Source organism: Pseudomonas sp. KT_2_4 (genome assembly GCF_041410225.1).
GTDB classification, from domain to species: domain Bacteria; phylum Pseudomonadota; class Gammaproteobacteria; order Pseudomonadales; family Pseudomonadaceae; genus Aquipseudomonas; species Aquipseudomonas paracarnis.
This window is the reverse complement of sequence record NZ_CP166962.1, coordinates 378,988-393,578: the sequence shown is the minus strand read 5'-3', so window position 1 is coordinate 393,578 and position 14,591 is coordinate 378,988. Positions and strand designations below refer to the sequence as shown.

The window sequence follows — 14,591 nt, the reverse complement described above, 5'->3', positions numbered from 1 at the left end:
CTGCGCAAAGCGACTCGCGGATGCTTTCTATCAAGGCTTGAGTTCGAACAGCGCCGGCATCGGTGGCCACTGCGAAGGCACTTTACGAAAGCGGCTGAACCCGGCTGCTTCAGCCATCTGGCGGGCACGCTTCTCGCCCATGAACGCGCCCAGCCCGGCGCCGCCATGGGACAGCGAACAGGTCATGCAATAGAGGGTGCTCTGCGGGTACATGACGCGTCCGAACAGGTTCATGTTCTCGTGCAGTTCTTCGGACAGGTTGAGCTCCACCATCAGGTAGGTGCCGTCCTCGGCCGTGGCGGCGCGCAAATCCTTGAGCATCTGCTGGGGGTCGGTAGCATCGTGGATCACCACAAAGGTGGTCACGAAGTCGAATTGCTGGCCGCGCAACGCATCGGAGTCGTTCACCTCGAATTGCACCCGGTCACCCACGCCGGCCGCCTCGGCGTTGGCCCGCGCCAACTCGATGGAAGGCAGGTGGAAATCGCAGCCGACAATGCGCGCCTCAGGATAGGCCTTGGCCATGGTGATCGCCGCCAGGCCCGCACCGCAGCCAAAATCCAGGACACTGCCGCCGGTCTTGAGCTTCTCTTCGACGCCATCCAAGGATGGAATCCAGTGCTGGACCAAGTAATGCTTGTACCAGGGCATGGTCATGCGCTCCATGCCTTTCCAGGTTTCCAGCGGGAACGCCTCTTCAGCGCAGCCACCACCATGGCGGAAGGCTTCGATGACCTTGGGCGCCATGCTCACGAACGGCACGCTCAGCTGAATGATGCCGCCGGCGAAATACGGCGAGTCTTCATCGGCCAGCACCGGCACAAATTCAGCCGGCATCTGGTAGCGGCGGGTTTGCGCGTCGTAGGTCACATAATTGCCGGTGGCCATGCTGCCCAGCCATTCGCGCAAGTAACGCGCGTTGTAGCCAGTCTTGTGCGCCAACTCTTCCAGGGTCACCGCCTGGCCGTCGGCCAATGCCTTGAACAAGCCGAGTTGGTCGCCGATGTAGAGCATGGCACCGCGCAGCGTGTTGCCGTAATCCTCCATGATCCGCGCCGAGAACTGTTGGACCTTGGCTTTATCAACTTCCATAACGTTGGACATCTGTCGCTCCTTGATGAATTTGCAAGTCTGTTAAGGGATCAATGGCCGGCGAGTTTGGCCAGCACGTTGTCAACGATGCGCTCGGACATGCCCAGGTGGGTCCTGGGCTCGAACAGCCGTGCCAGGGCGCCGTCACTCATGACAGCAAGCACCCGCGCATCGGCCTCGATTGCCTCGCGGATCGACACGTGATTGCGCTGGCTGGCCTGGGATACTTCGAAGATGATCTGGTAGGCGCTGCTCTTGCCCAGCTTGCGCGCCATTTCGAACACCACCGCTTCGGTGCAGATGGCATCGCCATACGCCTGGGCGGTGCCTTCCATCTTCTGCACATTCACGGTGAGCCCGTCGATGGTCTCGGTCAGAATCGAGAGCGCCATCAATGCATAGTGGGAAACGTCCGCGACCGCGCACCACTCCAGCCGCGTACCGCGGTAATCGCGCTCATGCTCAAGAATCATCGCGTCCAGCGCGAGCATGACCTGGGCCTTGGCCAGCCGCGCCAACACCACCACCTGCTCGCAGCCTTCGGGGTTGCGTTTGTGCGGCATGGTGCTGCTGCCGATCTGCTGGTCGCTCCAGCCCACTTCCACTTCAGCGATTTCCCAGCGATTGAGCGTACGGATTTCATCGGCTACGCGGGCCAACGAGGCGGTAACCATGGCCAGGGTGCTGACGAACTCCGCAACGCGGTCACGGGACACATGCCAGCCCGTCAGGGGCACTTGCAGCGACAAGCGCTGGGCAAAACGCTCCAGCATCGGCATGGCGTCCGGGCCGAACGCCGCCATGGTGCCGACCCCGCCGAACAGTTGCACCACCAGTACACGCTGGCGGGCTTCGGCCAAGCGCTGCTGGTGGCGCAACAGCTCATCGATCCAGCCAGCGACCTTCAGCCCGAAGGTGGTCGGCAAGGCGGGAATCGAGTGGGTCCTGGCGACCATCAGCGAGTCACGGTGCGCATCGGCCAGGGTCGACAACTTACCCAGCAAAGTCTCCAGGGCCTGGTCCATCGCATCAAGCACATCGCGCATCTCCAGGGACTGGGCGGTGTCCTGTATGTCTTGGGTGGTAGCGCCGTAATGCACGTATTCACGGGCACTGGGGCTGCAATTTTTTTGCAGGGCGCTCAGCAATGGCATCAGCGAATGCCCAGTGGCAACCACACCCTCGGCCAGTTGGCGCACATTGATGCCCGATAGCAACGCGGCCTTTTCGATCTCCAGGGCCGCCTCGCGCGGGATGATGTTGACATCGGCCTGCGCCATGGCCAGCGCGGCTTCCACGTCCAGCCAGCGTTGCAGGCGACAATGACTGCAAAAAATCTTGCGGCTCTGCGGGCCGGCATAACCCGAACCGTGGGTTTTCGAATCGAGGATGTGGCTGTGTTCGTGGCGGCATTGCTCGCCGTCATGATCAAAACCTGGGTGGTCCGAACGTGCGGTGCAAGACGCACGAGCTGTCGTTTCCAAAGTTTGCGCATCCATCACATACCCTCCGTAGCGTACAGGGACTGATTGGTATTGCCTTGGGTTGCCATCAGTGCTTCAGCGCCATCGCCTGAAGCGCGAGGTCGTGCTTTAGTTGCCACCAGATCGACCATTTCGGCCGCCAGCCCTGTGTAGGCCGTCGGGTCAAGCAAGTCATCGAGCATTTGCGCGCTGAAACAACCGCGCAGCCGAGGGTCGCCAAGCAGCGCGTCGCGAAAGCAAACGCCCGCGTCTTGGGCCTGCTGGGCGATGTCGTGCACCAGGTGATGGGCCGTCTGCTTGCCACACCGAGGCGCCAGCGCAAGCATCACGCGCTCCGACAGGATCAGCCCGCCCAACAAGTCCAGGTTGCTGCGCATGCGCGCTTCACGCACCTCCAACCCCGCCAGCAGCAAGCCTTCCATACGAGCGAGCAACGCACCGGCGTAAATGAACAGCTCGGGTAAGGCCGCCCATTCGATGCGCCAGGTGGTGCCGTCACGCTCGTGCATCTGGAAAGCCGCATCGGTCAGCGCAACCATCTGCGCACGCACCAGCCGTGACAGCGCGCTGATCAGGTCCACCGTCGACGGGTTTTGCTTGTGGGGCATGGTGCTACTTCCCACCTGCCCGGCTCGCCGCCCCTCGCGCACTTCGTCGATCTCGGTGCGCTGCAGGTGGTAGATCTCATTGGCGACACGACCCAACGTCGCCGACGCCTGCACCAGCAACCACGCTGCTTCCAGGATGCGGTCGCGGGCGCTGTGCCAACTGCTCAACGGTGCCGACAGGCCGAGGCTTTCCAGGGTGCGGCGCTGCACTTCCAAACCGTGCGGGCCAAGCCCGGCCAGGGTGCCCACGGCGCCGGTCAGGTTGCCGACCATCACCCGGGCGTAGGCTTCTTCGAAGCGTTCAAGGTGTCGATCAATCTCATCGACCCACACCGCCACCTTGTAGCCGAACGTGGTGGGCAATGCGTGTTGACCATGGGTCCTGGCGACCATCGGCGTGTGCTTATGGCGCAGGGCGAGCGTGAGCAGATGCCCGCGGATCCCGCGCAAACGCTGCACTACCAGGCCCCAGGCATCGCGGATTTGCAGGATCAGCCCGGTGTCGAGGATGTCCTGGGTGGTCACGCCGTAATGCACGTATTCGCCCAGCCCATCGGCGCATAACCCCTGCAAGGCGCGCAGGGTCGGCACCAGGATGTGCCCGGTTTCCAGGCCCTCGCGCCCCAACGCATCGAGGTCCAGCAGTTCCACGCTGGCTACCCGGGCAATCTCCCGGGCGGCCTCGTGGGGGATGAGGCCCATCTGCGCCTGGGTCGCCGCCAGCGCTGTTTCAACATCGAGCCACTTCTGCACCTGATTGGCATCAGAGAAGATTGCAGCAAATTCCGGGGACGAGTAAGCGCCCCCGTGGATACGGGATTCAGTGATATGACTTGGCATGTCGGGTTACTCGGGTTGTCCAGGGAGGGCTACTTCACGCGTTGTACTTCTTCCCAGACTGCATCGTAATAAGCCCGCTCCAGCCGGAAGTGCTCGGCCAGAGACGTCAGGAACGCATTCTGGAACCCCAGGTCCGGAATACGCCGTGAGATCAGTGCCCATTCACGCTTGGCCCGCGGCGGCACCAGGCTGATGTGCACTTCGTAGTACTCCGCGTCATCCTGGCTCAAGCCCGCGTTGCGCAGGGCGTTGTACAGCTTGCCGTGGTTACCGGGCACCACCAGTTCGGTGATGTAGAACACCGCCAGGCCCCAGCCGACATCGGGGTTGCGGAAACAGCGTGCGCGGTTGTTGAGGTAGGCGATTTCCTCGGGCATCGTCGAGAGGGCCTCGAAATCGGCATTCAGGCCCACGGCGGCGAGCAGCTTGGCCAACAGCTTCGGGTGGGAACGCTGCTCATCCTCTTCGCCCAACTCGCCGTAGAGATAACGCGCCAGGGCAGCCGCCTCGTCCACGTCAGTCAGGTTGACCAGCAGGTCGGCGGCGTCCCGGTAAAGGCGATAAGTACGGAACCATTGGTGGCGCAAAAACACCTGCAGTTGCTCGTGAGAGGCTTTGCCTTCAAACACATACTGCGACATCGGATGGTTTTCCCGCGACTGCGCGGCAATCTGCTCTTCCAGGCGCTGCTGGAAGCCGGCCTCGGACAAGGGCGATGCCAAGTCGGCTGACGGCATGAAACGCTCTTGCACGCTATAGACGGCATTGGCCAGCCAGCGCCGGGTCGAGGCGGTGGCCACGTCGTCGCTCAACGAGAGGATGTACAGCAATTGCTGGCACTGCGCTGCATTCGCGGCGTCGCCACGTTGGCCGGTCTCGCACAGGGCGCGCAGCATATTGGCGGCAATTTCGATGCGATTGAACGTCGCGTCCGGTTTCAAGGCTTCCGCCAGCAGACGGGCTTCGGCCGTGTGAATATTCTGCAATTGCGCCAGGGAAAAATTACGTGGGCTCATCATGTGCTCCATTATTTTTGTTTTTGGATCGCAGGTCGTTCAGGCAGACAGGCGTTGGGCCTGCATCTGCTGCCACAGGCTGTCGAAGTAGGCCTTGTTGATTTCGAAGTGGTGCTTGAGTGCGCGCATGAACGTGCGTTGAAAGCCTTCCTCGCTGGCGAACTTGGCAATCAGTGCCCACATTTCTTCGGTGTCGATCTCATCCTGGGTGCCATGCAAGCGGTGGAATTCGCTGGGCTGCGCCGGTACATCCAGGCGCTGCAACAACTCGTAGATGCGCCGATGGTTGACGCAGCTGACAGACTCCACCGCATAGAGCAGCGCAAGGCCCCAGGCGACATCGATGTGGCGCACACAGCGAATGCGATTATTCAGGTAGGCCTTTTCCAGCGGATGCAGCGCGGGGAAATCGATGGCCAGCGGAATATCGAAATACTCCATCAGATGGGCGAGCATCGCCGGGTGCGAACGCTCCGGTGTCTCAGCGCCTGCTTCGCCGTACAAGTTGCGGTAAAACACCGAGGCGTCTTCGATCGCTTCGAAGCGAAAGGCCAACTCGGCCAGCAGGCTGTAGAAGTTGTAGGAACGGGTCCAGTGATGCTCCAGGAAAAAGCGCACATCCTGCACCGGCGGCGTACCTTGGAACAGGTGCACCGACATCGGGTGGTTGACCCGGCTGCGTGCGGCGATTTCAGCGTCGACCTGTTGACGGAACTCGTCCGCCGGCAACGCTTTAAAGCCCGGCACGTCGGCGGCGAACTCATCTTCGACGCGGTAGACCTCGCTGGCCATCCAGCGCCGGGTCGGCTCGGTGCGCGGGTCACCGGGGAGGTGCAGTTGCAGCAGGGCTGACTGATAGTGCGCATAAGCTTGGGCGTCTCCCGCCTGGCCTTGCCGGGTCAGTGCGAGCAGCGCTTCCAGCGCGCGGGTGACTTGGGCGTAGTTGGCGCTGGGTTCCAAGGCATTCACCATCAGCCGCGAGGCGTTGGTGAAGAGATCTGAATCCGAGCGTTGTTGCAGGGCAGCAGTATCCATTGATAACCCCTGAATCTTGTTTTTGTGGTTGGGCGTACTCGGAAAAAAGCCTAAAGGTTCCCGTAGTGGCAAGGTCAACACCTGTAGGAAAATTCTTTCAAAGGCTTGAAGATGGGGGGTTGGCGCCACCAAACAATAGGTATTACACAACTCCGTAGCAGCCAGCGGTAACCACGATGCGAAGCGAGTCGCTCTTGATCTTGCTCTTGATCTGAAGCGCCCCCCCAAATCACTGGCGGATTACGGGCACACCGAGCCCAAGCGAGGTGCCGAGTGTGGGGCAAGAGCCCTTTGGTTACTTTGGGCTGGGCCGGCATTCCGGCTCTTTTCCAAAGTGCCCCGCTGTCAGAGCGGAACCCTAAGTGGTCGTGACCGCAGGAATGGATATGTACACGGTATAACAGCGTCGGCTGTCAGGGCGTCATCGCAGGCAAGCCAGCTCCCACAGTTGGACTGCGGGGTGTCAGGTAGATAGGCGTCGACTGGCAGGCCGTCATCGCAGGCAAGCCAGCTCCCACAGTTGGACCGCAGGGCGTCAGTTAGATAAGCGTCGGCCATCAGACCAACGCCCTGCGCTCACGCACAAAGCGCGGCAACTGATCCCCAGGCAGTGCCTTGCTGAAATACCAGCCCTGGATAAACAACTCAGGCCCGTTACTCAAAAAGGCCAATTGCTCAGCCGTCTCAACCCCTTCCACTACCACGCCCAGGTCCAAGGCCTCGCAGAACCGCAACATACCTGTGAGCACCTGGGCGCCTTTAGGGTCATGCTGGGCAACCACAAAACTGCGGTCGATCTTGATGAAATCCACAGGAAACTGGTGCAGATAGCTCAACGCAGAAAACCCAGTGCCAAAATCATCCAGATAGACCTTGGCGCCCATGGCCTGCAACTTCTGGATGGTCTGGCGGGTGGCCGGGATGTCGCTGACCAGCGCGTCTTCGGTAATTTCCACTGAAACTTGCCCACGGGCCTGGCGAAGAATTTCCACCAGGCGGTCGCCATAGGCGGCGTCCTTGAGCGTGGTGCTGGAAATATTGATGGTCATCGGCAGTTCAAAACCCACCTTCTGCCATTTCTGATACTGGCGCACAGCCTGGGATGCCACCCACACGTCTACGTCCGGCATCAGCCTGGCGTGCGCCAGCCATTGCAGGAACTCCCAGGGCGAATGCACCGTGCCCTGGCTGTCCCGGGCGCGCATCAACGCCTCGCAGCCGGTGCACAAACCGGTGCGGGTGGAGACCTGGGGTTGAAACTCAAGGTAGAACTCGTAATCGCTGATCTGTTGAATACGGTTCAACTCAGCGGCCTGACGGGCCAATGTCTGGTGAGTGGCCAGCACCGGATCGAACTCCAGCAGACGGCCTTTCTCCTCGAGACCGCGAAAGGTCATGTCAAGGGATTTGAGGTACACCGTGCCGCCATCGCTGGACTGGCGATGAATCGCCCTGACGTAGGGCGCATACACCAGGGTACCGGCGCCCAACAGAACGATCTGCAACACCACCGCCGCCACATCGCCATGGGTGCTGAGGTACGCGTTGAGCAGCACCGGGGCGGTAAAGGGCACGCTGGCCACCGCCGGTGAGACCCAGCCCAGTTGCACCACCATCAACGCCACCATCGCGTTGAACGCCGGCACCAATAGAAATGGTATGAACAGGCGCGGGTTGAGGATGATCGGCAAACCGAACAACAGCACTTCGCTGACATTGAATAATGACAGCGGCAAACTGGCCACCGCCAGCAAGCGCATGGACTGGCTCTTGGAAAACAGCAGGATCGCCAATAACAGGCATAAGGTTGCGCCCGAGCCACCGATAAACGCAAAACTGCCCAGCAAGCCGTTGTTGAGCAGGTACAGCACCGGCTCCCCCGCCGCCAACGCTGCGCCATTGAGCGCCACCGCCTGGTCCAATGCATCGAATAACGGCTGCATGGCATACACGCCGTGAATCCCGAAGAACCACAGCAGCGAATTCATCAGGGTGACAAACAACCCGCTGCCGTAAGGCGTCTGCAACGCATCAAGCACCTGCGGCCCCTGGATTTGCGCCACATGGGGGATCAACAGCAGCAACGACAACACCGCCACCAACGACAAGGCCGTGAGTGCGCCGGGTATCACCATGTTGATGGTGCCCTTGAGGTTATGGCCGACTAGGTCCTGGTTGACCAGGCGCGTCCAGCGAAAGCGGTGCAGCCAGGCGATGGCTGGCACATTGATCAAGGGCGAAGCAATGGCAATAAAGAGTAGGAACGTGGCCGAAGCACGCGGGTACTCACGCAGCACGAAGGTTGCGACCACTACATGGGCCAGGCACAGGAAGGCGACCGGCAGTTGTGGCAGACGGTGTTGAATCGCCAACATGTAACCGATGGAGGCCGCCACCAGCAACGGGATCACCGAGCTGATCTGTTTATGCAACCCGGCCAGGAAACTCACCACCTGCGCATCGAACCCCAGCGCCAGGGCGCATTCGGACAGGATCAGGAAACCAGCGGACACCAACAGGCACGGCAGTATCCACAGCAGCCCCTCCCGAATCGCACGCAGCGACTCCGTGCTGGCCAGGACCGCCAGGCGCTGTGTCAGGAAAAGTTTGAACAGGGTGTGCGCCATGGGCCGTCCTCTGCCTGTCACCGACTGCCGCTGAAGATCAGGGCCGGAAACACCCGCTAACGCTACACGGCCTGATAGCCGAAGCGAAAGCCTTTATCCCCGTCCCTGCCCGGCTTTTTTACCAGTGAATGCCGGGTTGCTAGACTAAATCCCTACAGATTTATCGAACTTTCTGACTTGAATCATCCCCTAAGGCTGTCTGAGTCGGTATCATCCGCACGGTTTGTGCGTGTTAAAGGATGTTACAACCTGTCTGATAATGGGTACGCACTCAGGGAATCTTGCCTGGAACGACAACAGGCCAAAGGAGAGAACCTCACTATGCAAGACAAACGCTCAAGTCACATGCGTCCTCTGTTTGTCACCATCCTGCTGTGGTTGTGCAGCGTGGTGTTGCTGTTTGTAATCAAGAACCTCATTGAGTTGTTCACTGGGCCTGTGGCTGAAACCTGGGTAGACCTGACCCTGGTGCTGGTCGCTTACCTGATGTTTTTCTTGCTGGCGCCGTTGCAAAACTGGATGCAGCGCAGGTCGCGCAAGCGTGCCCGCCATCACCTCAACGCACGCGCGTCCGATAGCAACTCTCACCCTTCTCATTAAGGTGTCTACCTGTGTCGGCACCCAACGATACGCACCAACTTGCGCTGGACAGATTCCTGCGCGAACAACCGCAGGTCGCTGCCGAGCTGGACAGCCTAAACCCGCTGGTAGCCCAGGCCAGGGGCGAAACCCTGGCGCAGTATCGCGCCGAACGCCTGCATGAGGCTTTCGAAGCACACGCTGAACAGCAAAAATTATTCGCCTGGGAATTGACCCTCAAGCTGACGGCCGATTCGACCGAAGCCTTCGAGGCCCAGCGGCGCGAAGTGCATAAAGAAGTCGCACAGATGGCAGGCATGGACTGGGCGCAGTACTGCCAGTTGCACGGCTTGGCCGTTTGACCTTTGCCCTACAAGCACCAGCGTGCTCGGTTGCGCCCCATGACGTGACGCAACTCGGCGACCGTTATGCTTCGGTGCTGCGGGTCTATCGCCAACGCTGCCTGTAACGCCACCCAGCAATGCCTGGGCAACTGCGCGGGCCGGGGCAGACAGACCGTGGAGGCGCGCTCCCCAACGCGCTTGCCGTGGGCCAGTTCGTACAGGACGCAGGCCACGCCGTACAGGTCGGCAGCGGCGGTCAGCGCACCGCCGGCCAACAGTTCCGGGGCGGCGTAGGCAGGTGTCCAGGCATTGAAACGACTGCGGCTGACACTCGGCAAACCCATTGCGGCGCCTGCTTGAGCCTGGCCCAGGCCGAAATCGAACAAGCGCACGCCCTCCTCGCCCACCATGACATTGGCTGGTTTGACATCACCGTGCAGAACGTCTTGCTGGTGGGTGTAGACCAGCGCATCCAGCAACTGCACGGCGATGGGTCGCAACTCCCGCCAGGGCAAGCCATAGGGGCACTCCAGCAGCAGGCGGTCCAGCGTCACTCCTTGCAGCAACTCCATGGTGAAAAACGCGACTTGACTGTGTGTATCGACCTCAAACGAAAACGCCCGTACCACATGCGCGTGCCTCAGGCTGCGGGTCAACGCAAACTCGCTGTACAACAACACATGCGCGTCGGGGCACTGGGAAATGGGTTCGTCGAGTAGCTTGATCGCGACCTTGGAACAGGGTTCGCCCAATTGCTCGTGCAACAGGTCGCGCGCGCGGTACACCCTGCCCATGCCACCTCTGCCCAAGACACGTTCAAGGTGATAGCGCCCAGACAGTAAACGGCAGGCTTGAGCTGCCGAGTTCATGGCTGCACCACAACCGCAGTCAGGTCATCGCGTATCGGCCGGCGCAACGCCGCTGCAAATAGCCGTTCCACTGCCCGTTGAGGCGTGCCCATGCTCAACGCCCGCCCCAGGTCAACGTGGCTGAGGGCCTGATACAAGCCATCACTGCACAACAAAAATACATCCCCAGGGCGGGTACGCAGTTCCAGTACCTCCAGATGCAACCGCGAACGCGCGCCAACGGCCCGGGTCAAGGCCCTGGCACCCGGGTAAGCCTGGGCTTGCGCCACACTCAACTGACGCTCGTCCATGAGGCGCTGCAGCAGCGAGTGGTCCTTCGACAATTGGTAGAGACTCTGGTCGCGCCATAAATAGCAGCGACTGTCTCCCGCCCATAGGCAGGCCGCCCGGCCCTTCTCCAACAACAGGGCGACCACGGTGCTGCCCATCGTCACTTCACCGGTTGCGCCAGGTTCTGTCCATGCGCGTCGTACTCCTTGGTTGACGTCCTGCAATTTGTTGCGAACCGCCTGAATACGTTGGTCAAGGTTGCCGTCAGCCGACACTGAAGCCAAGTGGCTGACTATCCACTGGCTGGCGACATCCCCGTGCCGATACCCGCCCATGCCGTCCGCCACCGCCCAGCAACCCGTGCTCGGGTTGTCCAGGAATGCATCCTCATTGCGCAACCGCGCCAGGCCTCGCTGCGTGCGCCCGGCGCTGCGCCACGGGGCTTCCATCGGGGTCACAGCTGCTCCGGCAGGCGAAAGGTGCGCCATGTGTCCATGTCAAACGGACCGGGCGTACGCTGGCTGGTGAGCCGGTAATTGGCGCGCAGGCCGGCGAGGTCTGCCTTGAGGATCTGTATATTACGGCCGCTGGCGGGCTCTTTCTGCAGCAGGTCCAGAAACCGGAACAACGACCACGCTCCAGTGTCTTTTTCGATGCCCAAGGGGCGCTGCTCCGCGCCTCTCTCCAAGACGAGGCTGCTGCGCCCATTGTCTGCGTCGGTGGGCCAATGGAACGTCATGGGTACGATCGGACCGTGGCGATACTCCAATTGCTGGTCGCCAAACCGCAGGATCGCTCGGCTGACCGATGGGTCCAGGCTGTAGGGTGCCAAGGTGAATCGCACGGACAACTCCCCCGCGTCTTCGGTAAAAAAGCCGCGGCGGATGACCTGGGTCTTCATCAATTGCTCCAGCAGCGCACGGGAAACCGGCAAACTCTGGCCATCCAGCCCACGCAATCGGTAGCGGCTGCCGTCGGCACTGATAAAAGGCCGCAGGTAGCCCTCATAAAAGCGCGCCATCACCCCGCGTGGCTTGAAGAACTCCTGAAAATCGTGAAGGGCGACCTCACTGCTGGCGTGCGCATTGAATGGGTAACGTCGGCCAATGGCCTTGGCATAAAGGCTATGCACCTCGCTCTGATAACGTTGGTTGACGTGCACATAGGCCTGTTCCAGCAAATGCCGCCAACTGTCATCCGCCATACTTTCGAGCCAGCCGGCAACGGGCAGCGGCAGGCGAGCGGCGGCGTCTCGCAGATGGCCCAATGCATCCTGCTGGACCTCCATGCGCTGCCTGGCACGCAGGAAGGCGGCCTGCTCGGGTGCGCTGTCCCGGTTCAAGGCCGTCATATGCAGGTGCACTTCATCCAGCAGACGCAAGGCCTGAGTCAGCTCTACGCCGGGGTTCTGCTGCTCATCCAGCAATTGATGCAAAGGCTCAAAGCGGCGCTGCAAGGCGCGCCGCGGAGCCTCGACAATACCCGCCTGCCCCGCCGTCAACCTCGACTTGGCCATCTCGCCCAGGTCTGCCGACTGCTGGGCCACTTTGTCCAGCAGTCCATGGCTTGGCAACAAACGCGTATTTTCACGCACCTGTTGCAAGAGACGAATCAAAGGCGATTGCGCCGACGTCAGGTTCATCAGTTGCTCGGCATCCTGGCGCAGGTTGTCAGTCTCTTGCAGCCTGACTCGGCCAAGCGCATCGCTCCAGGCATCGGCATACTCGCTGAAATAACGTTGCTGCAGTTCCGCCATCAGGCGCCGCAAGTCCTCGGTCCCCAGGTCGGTACCCTCGCCGAGCACCCAGTTGTCCTGGATGATGGCGTTTACCAACCGCGGGCCCTGCGCCTCAAAGTACTGCACATAGCGTTTGGTATAGAACCCCGGCACAGGCGGATCGATAGCGGCGAACACCTTACCCTCGGCCAGCCGCAACGGCTCCAGGCTGCGCGCTTGTTCGCGCAATACCCGATAGACCCCATCGGCCAACGATTCGCCCCTCAGCGCTTCACGGGCCTGGGCCACCCGCTCCGCGTTGAGTGACACCACAAAAGGTTGCTCCAGCAGCCGCGCAAGGTGCACATTGAGGCGCTTCTGTGTTGGCATATCCCCGGCAAACCGCACCGACCAAAGGCTTGCAATATGTTCTGCCAGCCAGGTCGTGTCACGGCGTTCGCGCAGATTGAGCATCAGGTAGGCACGCAGGTCGTCGAGCAGCCGCTCCCGGTCCCCGAGGCTGGCAATTACCTGTTCTTCCAACTGGGCGGCTGTCCAGGCCAGAAATGGCTTTTGCAGCGCGTGATCATAGGCTTGATCGACGCTGGGACGGCTCAGTTCGCCCTGATACAGCCCGGTGCGCTCCACCAGGCGTACATCTGCCGGCCCAGGAAAAACCTGGGTCGCCGCCAGTCGCGCGTCCAACAGCGCCAACAGCGCCGTGCTTTCATCGTCGGCCGCAAGGGCGAGCGGCGGGTGTGAGGTCAGCGCCGACAATTGCGCCAAGCGTTGGTGGTTGACTGAGTAACTGTGCCCCCATAGCCCGCCGACACCGCCAATAACCAGCGCTGCAGCCACCGCCTGCGCGCCCTGGCGCCAACGCAGACGTTGTTGTTCCTGAGCCTGCAAACCCGCAAGGTCGGCCTCGGCGAAGATCACCTGGCTGAACAGGCCCTGCACAAAGCGCGGGTGCCTGCCATCGGCGCAGGTCAAGAAGAACCCTCGCAAACCGTTGATGGGTTGGTAGCGATGTGCGCAAAACGCCATGTCAACGAACAGGCTGACGCGCTCCCCCATTCGTGCTGCCTGCTGGGGAAACTCCAGCATCTGCCCACGTCGCTCGACATTGCGCTCCTGATGCAGTCGCCCAATCAGCTCACTGTTCAAGCGCTGCAATAATTGCTCGACCGCCTGACGAACCTGTGTTGTGTCAGTACCGTCGGCGCAACCTTGCAGGTGCTGACCCAACACGCTGTCGGCACTTTCTCCAAGGGGTGAGTCGAAGAATTCAGCGAATCCCGGCAATCGGTCGGCGTGGGTCAACACCAGGTAAATCGGCACATCCACATGCAACGTTTGTTGGATCTCTTGCAGGCGCGAGTGTACATGGCGTGCGTGATGATCCAAGTCGTATTCGTTGGTGCTCGACAGCATGTCGACCGATAGCGTCACCACCACACCGCTGAGCGGCCGCACTCGACGGCGCCACCGGAGCAGATGCAGCAAGGTGATCCAGCCTGCGGCGTCCACTGAAGAGTCGGGCTGGGTAAGGTAGCGTCCCGGGGTGTCGATCAGCACGCCTTCGTCGCCGAAATACCAGTCACAATGGGCACTGCTACCGATCGGCCGCGTTTGCGCGTGGTCCAGCGCCAGCGGCAAGCCCGCTGCCGCCAGCAGCCGTGTCTTGCCACTGCCCGGCTCACCGATCAACAGGTACCAGGGCAACTCATGACGCCAACGCGCGTTACGCTCTCCATAATGGCGGGATATCTTGAGCAGGTGCACGGCTTTCTTGAACCGACTGCGCAGGTGCCGGCGTTCGTCCTCCACCCCCGTCATCGGCTGTCGGCGCACCTCGCGTTCTGGTCTTTGGCGCCAGGCGGCAAAACCTGGGCCCACAAACGCCATCGCCAGTCCCCATAGCAAGAACACACCGCTGATGGTGACCAACCGAGCAGTCGCCCCGGCCCAGATACGGTGATCATCCACTGCCAGCAGCGGCCCCAAGAACCACACCATTGCCGCGCAGGAAAGCACCAGCAACAGGCTCCACACCCAAACCCTGCCCAGCACGGTGCCCACCCCCTTGAAGAATGCGATCATTCATTGC

11 protein-coding genes are annotated in these 14,591 nt (G+C 61.2%); 2 read left to right on the top strand and 9 right to left on the bottom strand.

The genetic code is table 11. The features are described 5' to 3' along the window. Nucleotides 1–30: 30 nt before the first annotated feature. From AB9N64_RS01805 to AB9N64_RS01780, 6 genes are all read right to left on the bottom strand, one after another. Nucleotides 31–1,104, bottom strand: a complete 1,074-nt coding sequence (locus tag AB9N64_RS01805; protein ID WP_014718237.1) for a class I SAM-dependent methyltransferase — start codon at nt 1,102–1,104, stop codon at nt 31–33. Between the two features lie 38 nt (nt 1,105–1,142). Further along, nucleotides 1,143–2,591, bottom strand: coding sequence for an adenylosuccinate lyase family protein (locus AB9N64_RS01800; RefSeq protein ID WP_014718236.1), 1,449 nt, complete (start codon nt 2,589–2,591; stop codon nt 1,143–1,145). Further along, nucleotides 2,591–4,024 carry an adenylosuccinate lyase gene (purB, locus tag AB9N64_RS01795; protein WP_371359916.1) on the bottom strand — a complete coding sequence of 478 codons (1,434 nt, stop codon included), beginning with the start codon at nt 4,022–4,024 and terminating at the stop codon, nt 2,591–2,593. The genes AB9N64_RS01800 and purB overlap by 1 nt, the downstream gene beginning before the upstream one ends. A gap of 29 nt (nt 4,025–4,053) precedes the next feature. Next, complete coding sequence (locus AB9N64_RS01790; RefSeq protein WP_032903843.1) at nt 4,054–5,040, bottom strand: HOASN domain-containing protein; 987 nt, start codon at nt 5,038–5,040, stop codon at nt 4,054–4,056. A 39-nt stretch (nt 5,041–5,079) separates the two neighbouring features. Continuing rightward, nucleotides 5,080–6,075 (bottom strand): HOASN domain-containing protein, encoded by a 996-nt coding sequence (locus AB9N64_RS01785; protein WP_371359915.1) that lies wholly within the window; start codon nt 6,073–6,075, stop codon nt 5,080–5,082. Between the two features lie 557 nt (nt 6,076–6,632). Then, a complete protein-coding gene (locus tag AB9N64_RS01780) occupies nt 6,633–8,702 on the bottom strand; it encodes an EAL domain-containing protein (protein ID WP_038449948.1) in 2,070 nt (689 codons plus the stop codon). A gap of 345 nt (nt 8,703–9,047) precedes the next feature. On the opposite strand from AB9N64_RS01780, the gene AB9N64_RS01775 reads away from it, so the two are divergent. Both AB9N64_RS01775 and AB9N64_RS01770 read left to right on the top strand, forming a co-directional pair. Beyond that, a complete protein-coding gene (locus AB9N64_RS01775; RefSeq protein WP_224797013.1) occupies nt 9,048–9,302 on the top strand; it encodes a hypothetical protein in 255 nt (84 codons plus the stop codon). Between the two features lie 11 nt (nt 9,303–9,313). After that, the gene (locus tag AB9N64_RS01770; RefSeq protein ID WP_014718230.1) at nt 9,314–9,643 is read left to right on the top strand and encodes a DUF6388 family protein; all 330 of its coding nucleotides are present in this window, start codon (nt 9,314–9,316) and stop codon (nt 9,641–9,643) included. 8 nt (nt 9,644–9,651) lie between these two features. On the opposite strand, the gene AB9N64_RS01765 is transcribed toward AB9N64_RS01770, so the two are convergent. The 3 genes from AB9N64_RS01765 to tssM are packed head-to-tail and all read right to left on the bottom strand — an operon-like array spanning nt 9,652 to nt 14,584. Beyond that, nucleotides 9,652–10,494 (bottom strand): serine/threonine-protein kinase, encoded by an 843-nt coding sequence (locus AB9N64_RS01765; protein WP_072434478.1) that lies wholly within the window; start codon nt 10,492–10,494, stop codon nt 9,652–9,654. Continuing rightward, on the bottom strand, nt 10,491–11,213 hold the full coding sequence (locus AB9N64_RS01760; RefSeq protein ID WP_044483593.1) for a PP2C family serine/threonine-protein phosphatase: 723 nt from the start codon (nt 11,211–11,213) through the stop codon (nt 10,491–10,493). The genes AB9N64_RS01765 and AB9N64_RS01760 overlap by 4 nt, the downstream gene beginning before the upstream one ends. Nucleotides 11,214–11,218: 5 nt before the next feature. Further along, nucleotides 11,219–14,584 carry a type VI secretion system membrane subunit TssM gene (gene tssM, locus AB9N64_RS01755; RefSeq protein WP_371359914.1) on the bottom strand — a complete coding sequence of 1,122 codons (3,366 nt, stop codon included), beginning with the start codon at nt 14,582–14,584 and terminating at the stop codon, nt 11,219–11,221. Between the last annotated feature and the right edge of the window lie 7 nt (nt 14,585–14,591).

Coding starts and splice junctions, on each gene's coding strand:
- AB9N64_RS01775 (WP_224797013.1), top strand. CDS start 9,048: ATGCGTCCTCTGTTTGTCACCATCCTGCTGTGGTTGTGCAGCGTGGTG.
- AB9N64_RS01760 (WP_044483593.1), bottom strand. CDS start 11,213: ATGGAAGCCCCGTGGCGCAGCGCCGGGCGCACGCAGCGAGGCCTGGCG.
- purB (WP_371359916.1), bottom strand. CDS start 4,024: ATGCCAAGTCATATCACTGAATCCCGTATCCACGGGGGCGCTTACTCG.
- AB9N64_RS01800 (WP_014718236.1), bottom strand. CDS start 2,591: ATGGATGCGCAAACTTTGGAAACGACAGCTCGTGCGTCTTGCACCGCA.
- AB9N64_RS01780 (WP_038449948.1), bottom strand. CDS start 8,702: ATGGCGCACACCCTGTTCAAACTTTTCCTGACACAGCGCCTGGCGGTC.
- tssM (WP_371359914.1), bottom strand. CDS start 14,584: ATGATCGCATTCTTCAAGGGGGTGGGCACCGTGCTGGGCAGGGTTTGG.
- AB9N64_RS01785 (WP_371359915.1), bottom strand. CDS start 6,075: ATGGATACTGCTGCCCTGCAACAACGCTCGGATTCAGATCTCTTCACC.
- AB9N64_RS01805 (WP_014718237.1), bottom strand. CDS start 1,104: ATGTCCAACGTTATGGAAGTTGATAAAGCCAAGGTCCAACAGTTCTCG.
- AB9N64_RS01765 (WP_072434478.1), bottom strand. CDS start 10,494: ATGAACTCGGCAGCTCAAGCCTGCCGTTTACTGTCTGGGCGCTATCAC.
- AB9N64_RS01790 (WP_032903843.1), bottom strand. CDS start 5,040: ATGAGCCCACGTAATTTTTCCCTGGCGCAATTGCAGAATATTCACACG.